Below are 4694 nucleotides of genomic sequence, written 5' to 3'. Positions count from 1 at the left end.
TCCCCCGCCGTGACCGGCGCGCTCGAAGCGGCGGTGGCGCGTGGCGTCGACGCGGGCGCGCTGCTGGCCACACAGCGGGAGCGGGCCTCCGACGCCGCCGCGTTCACCGAGGCGTACCGCCGCTACTGCTGGGCGACGGACGGTCTGGACGGGGTGCGCCTCGCGCCGTTCCAGCTGCTGGCCGCCCGTGGCCGCAGCCTCGCCGCCGTCCCCCACGACCAGCAGCTGGCCTGGCTCGACCGGCTCGTGGAGCATGACCCGACCGGTCTGCTCCAGGTCACCCGGCGGCTGGTCGTGGACACGGGCGACGAGGAGTCGGTCCGCTCCGGTGTCGACTGGTGGCTGGAGATGACCGAGCGCGGCGGTGAGGGCATGGTCGTCAAACCGCTCCAGGCGCTGGTACGGGACGGCAAGGGCCGGCTGGTCCAGCCGGGCGTCAAGGTCCGTGGCCGCGAGTACCTGCGGATCATCTACGGCGCCGAGTACACCCGCCCGGAGAATCTGCTGCGGCTGCGCGGCAGGTTCCTCGGCCACAAGCGGTCGCTGGCGCTGCGCGAGTACGCGCTGGGTCTTGAGGCCCTGGACCGGCTCGCCGAGGGGGAGCCGCTGTGGCGGGTGCACGAAGCGGTGTTCGCCGTCCTGGCGCTGGAGTCGGAGCCGGTCGACCCCCGGCTGTGACCAGGGCGACGGATCGTCGTGGTCCGTTTGACGGGTGAAGGGCGCGCCGTGCGGTGAGGATGGAGGCATGGGATTCCATGTCGACTCCGAGGCCGGGCGGCTGCGCCGCGTCATACTGCACCGCCCCGGCCTGGAGCTGAAACGGCTCACTCCGGGCAACAAGGACGCGCTGCTCTTCGACGACGTGCTGTGGGTGCGGCGGGCCCAGGAGGAGCATGACGGCTTCGCCGACGTGCTGCGCGGGCGCGGTGTCGAGGTGCATCTCTTCGGCGATCTGCTGCGGGAGTCCCTGGAGCTGCCGGCGGCGCGGCGTCTCGTGCTGGACCGGGTCTTCGACGAGAAGGAGTACGGCCCGCTCGCCACGGACCATCTCAGGGCGGTCTTCGACGAGCTGCCCACGGAGGAGCTGACCGAGGCCCTGGTCGGCGGGATGACCAAGCGCGAGTTCCTGGCGCGGCACGCCGAGCCGACGTCCGTCCGCTTCCATGTGATGGAGCTGGACGACCTGCTGCTCGACCCGCTGCCGAACCACCTCTTCACCCGGGACACCTCCGCCTGGATCTACGACGGGGTGTCGATCAACGCGATGCGCTGGCCGGCGCGGCAGCGCGAGACGGTGCACTTCGAGGCGATCTACAAGCACCATCCGCTGTTCACCGGCGATCTCGCGGGTCCCTTCCACCACTGGTCGGAGGGGCAGGACGACTATCCGTCCACGATCGAGGGCGGTGACGTCCTGGTCATCGGCAAGGGCGCCGTGCTGATCGGGATGAGCGAGCGCACCACCCCGCAGGCCGTGGAGATGCTGGCGCGCGGTCTCTTCGAGGCCGGTTCGGCGACCACGATCGTGGCGCTCGACATGCCGAAGCGGCGCGCGTTCATGCACCTCGACACGGTCATGACGATGGTCGACCACGACACGTTCACCCAGTACGCGGGGCTCGGCATGCTCCGCTCGTACACGATCGAGCCGGGCAGCGGCGGCAACGAACTCAAGGTGACCGACCATCCGCCGGAGCACATGCACCGGGCGATCGCCGCGGCGCTCGGACTGCCGGAGATCCGGGTGCTGACCGCGACGCAGGACGTGCACTCGGCCGCGCGTGAGCAGTGGGACGACGGCTGCAACGTCCTCGCCGTCGAACCGGGCGTCGTGGTGGCGTACGAGCGCAATGTCACCACCAACATCCATCTGCGCAAGCAGGGCATCGAGGTCATCGAGATCCGCGGCAGTGAGCTGGGCCGGGGCCGGGGCGGGCCGCGCTGTATGAGCTGTCCCGTCGAGCGCGACGCCGGGTGACACCGGTCGCGTCACATCACTGAATAGCAATGCGACCCGTCGTATATAGTTTCAGTTTCCCGGTATGAGCCGTCCCCTATCTGTGCCCCAGGAGCAGTCATCATGGCGATAGACCTCGCAGGCCGCCACTTCCTCAAGGAGCTGGACTTCACGGCCGAGGAGTTCCGCGGTCTGGTCGAGCTGGCGGCCGAGCTGAAGGCCGCCAAGAAGGCGGGCACCGAGGTCCAGCGGCTGCGCGGCAAGAACATCGCCCTGATCTTCGAGAAGGCGTCGACCCGCACGCGCTGCGCCTTCGAGGTCGCGGCGGCCGACCAGGGGGCTTCGACGACGTACATCGACCCGGCCGGGTCGCACATCGGCAAGAAGGAGTCGGCGAAGGACACCGCGCGGGTGCTCGGCCGGATGTACGACGGCATCGAGTTCCGCGGCGACGCCCAGGCGACGGTCGAGGAGCTGGCCGCCCACGCGGGCGTGCCGGTGTTCAACGGGCTCACGGACGACTGGCACCCCACCCAGATGCTCGCCGACGTGCTGACGATGACCGAGCACACCGACAAGCCGGTGGACCGGATCGCCTTCGCCTATCTGGGTGACGCCCGCTTCAACATGGGCAACTCCTACCTGGTCACGGGCGCGCTGCTGGGCATGGACGTACGGATCGTCGCGCCCCGCGACTACTGGCCGCACGACGACGTCCTCACCCTCGCCAGGAAGGCCGCCGAGGTCAGCGGGGCCCGGCTCACGCTCACCGAGAACATCGAGGAGGGCGTCGCGGAGGCGGACTTCGTGCTCACCGACGTGTGGGTGTCGATGGGGGAGGCCCAGGAGGTCTGGGACGCGCGCATCAAGGCGCTCGGTCCTTACGCGGTGACCATGGACGTGCTGCGGGCGACGGAGAACCCCGAGGTCAAGTTTCTGCACTGCCTGCCGGCCTTCCACGACCTGGGTACCGAGGTCGGCCGGGAGATCCACCGGCGCCACGGCCTCACGGAGCTGGAGGTCACGGACGAGGTCTTCGAGTCGGCGTACTCGGTGGTCTTCGACGAGGCGGAGAACCGGCTGCACACCATCAAGGCGGTCCTGGTCGCCGCCCTGGCCGACGCCGCCGAATAGTCATGCGGCCGACGGTCGGCCATGTACGCGACTGTTACGCGCCCGCGCGGTCGGCGGCCGGGCGGGCGGGGAGGGTGAACCAGACCGCCTTGCCCTGCTCCGTCGACCGGTGACCGCAGTCCGAACTGAGCGTCCGGATCAGCAGCAGCCCCCGGCCGTACTCCTGCCACGGGTCCGGCGGGGTGGAGTGGCCGTGCGTGAGGTCGCCGGGCGGCCTCGGGTCGCAGTCGTGCACCTCGACCTGGCAGCCGGTCGGCAGCAGCCGCACCACCAGCTCGATCGGTGTGGTCCCCGTCGTGTGCTCCACCGCGTTGGCCACCAGCTCGGCGGTGAGCAGCTCCGCCGTGTCGCAGTCGGTGACCGTCTCCCGCAGCTCGGCGAGCGCTGTCCGGATCAGCGCACGCGCCATCGGCACGGCGGACGCGCTGTGCGGGAGCGCGATACGCCATGCGGAGGAGCTGGAGGCCTGGGACAAAGGGGGAGATCCGTTCGAAGGGACACGAAGTATTAACTTCAACCTTACGGAGCGCAACCCGGGTGACAAGGGGCGACAGCCCGTCCGGAATGGGACCTGTGCCACATCTCGGGCGGGACCTTTGCCGGACCCGGGGGACACGGTGATGTCCCGCCGTCAGAATATCGCGTCCTCGTGACGGCGGTCACACACAAGTGATACCGTGCGGGAACCGCAGCACGCGCTGAAGGAGGCCGCACTCCATGAGCCCCTTTTCCGGTTCCGCACCCCGTACCGAGGAGTGGCGCCATCTCCGGCTGACGCGTGACGACGGCGTCGCCACCGTCACCCTCGCCCGCCCGGAAAAACTCAACGCGCTCACCTTCGGCGCCTACGCCGACCTCCGCGATCTGCTCGCCGAGCTGTCCAGGGAGCGCTCTGTGCGCGCCCTCGTGCTGGCCGGTGAGGGACGCGGCTTCTGTTCCGGCGGCGATGTCGACGACATCATCGGCGCGACGCTCGCCATGGACACCGCGCAGCTCCTCGACTTCAACCGGATGACCGGGCAGGTCGTACGGGCGGTCCGGGAGTGCCCGTTCCCGGTGATCGCCGCCGTGCACGGGGTCGCGGCCGGCGCGGGCGCCGTCCTCGCGCTCGCCGCCGACTTCCGCGTCGCCGACCCCACCGCGCGCTTCGCCTTCCTCTTCACCCGGGTCGGGCTCTCCGGCGGTGACATGGGCGCCGCCTACCTGCTGCCCCGCGTCGTCGGGCTCGGCCACGCCACCCGGCTGCTGATGCTGGGCGATCCTGTCCGCGCACCCGAGGCCGAGCGGATCGGACTCATCAGCGAGCTGACCGAGGAGGGTGGCGCCGACGCGCGCGCGGCCGAGCTGGCCCGCCGGCTCGCCGAAGGCCCGGCCCTGGCCCACGCGCAGACCAAGGCGCTGCTCACCGCCGAACTCGACATGCCGCTCGCCGCCGCCGTCGAACTGGACGCGGCCACCCAGGCGTTGCTCATGAACGGCGCCGACTACGCGGAGTTCCACGCCGCGTTCACCGAGAAGCGGCCCCCGAAGTGGCAGGGACGTTAGGGTCTTTCGTTCGGATCAGGCCGGATCAGGGAGCGGGTGCTGGTGTCGTGGATCGCAA

Annotated in this window: 4 protein-coding genes and 1 pseudogene; 4 read left to right on the top strand and 1 reads right to left on the bottom strand. The window is 70.3% G+C overall.

Annotated features, from left to right (window positions below):
* From HY68_RS44620 to argF, 3 genes and pseudogenes are all read left to right on the top strand, one after another.
* A pseudogene (locus HY68_RS44620) lies at positions 1–678 on the top strand (polynucleotide kinase-phosphatase); the annotation flags it as partial.
* 67 nt (positions 679–745) lie between these two features.
* Positions 746–1978 carry an arginine deiminase gene (locus HY68_RS00245; RefSeq protein ID WP_041983199.1) on the top strand — a complete coding sequence of 411 codons (1233 nt, stop codon included), beginning with the start codon at positions 746–748 and terminating at the stop codon, positions 1976–1978.
* Positions 1979–2080: 102 nt separating this feature from the next.
* Positions 2081–3091, top strand: a complete 1011-nt coding sequence (gene argF / locus HY68_RS00240; RefSeq protein WP_041983197.1) for an ornithine carbamoyltransferase — start codon at positions 2081–2083, stop codon at positions 3089–3091.
* Positions 3092–3125: 34 nt separating this feature from the next.
* Here the strand turns inward: argF and HY68_RS00235 are convergent, their stop codons facing one another.
* Positions 3126–3566 carry an ATP-binding protein gene (locus tag HY68_RS00235; protein ID WP_041983194.1) on the bottom strand — a complete coding sequence of 147 codons (441 nt, stop codon included), beginning with the start codon at positions 3564–3566 and terminating at the stop codon, positions 3126–3128.
* A 242-nt stretch (positions 3567–3808) separates the two neighbouring features.
* Between HY68_RS00235 and HY68_RS00230 the strand changes: the two genes are divergently transcribed.
* Positions 3809–4636 (top strand): enoyl-CoA hydratase family protein, encoded by an 828-nt coding sequence (locus HY68_RS00230; RefSeq protein ID WP_041983191.1) that lies wholly within the window; start codon positions 3809–3811, stop codon positions 4634–4636.
* Positions 4637–4694: the final 58 nt, after the last annotated feature.

The sequence above is a fragment of the Streptomyces sp. AcH 505 genome, from assembly GCF_000818175.1.
Taxonomy (GTDB): domain Bacteria; phylum Actinomycetota; class Actinomycetes; order Streptomycetales; family Streptomycetaceae; genus Streptomyces.
This window is presented reverse-complemented; position numbering and strand designations above follow the sequence as displayed.

What these genes read in the sequence shown, in the direction of transcription:
- HY68_RS00245 (WP_041983199.1), top strand. Translation starts at nt 746, where the DNA reads ATGGGATTCCATGTCGACTCCGAGGCCGGGCGGCTGCGCCGCGTCATA.
- argF (WP_041983197.1), top strand. Translation starts at nt 2,081, where the DNA reads ATGGCGATAGACCTCGCAGGCCGCCACTTCCTCAAGGAGCTGGACTTC.
- HY68_RS00230 (WP_041983191.1), top strand. Translation starts at nt 3,809, where the DNA reads ATGAGCCCCTTTTCCGGTTCCGCACCCCGTACCGAGGAGTGGCGCCAT.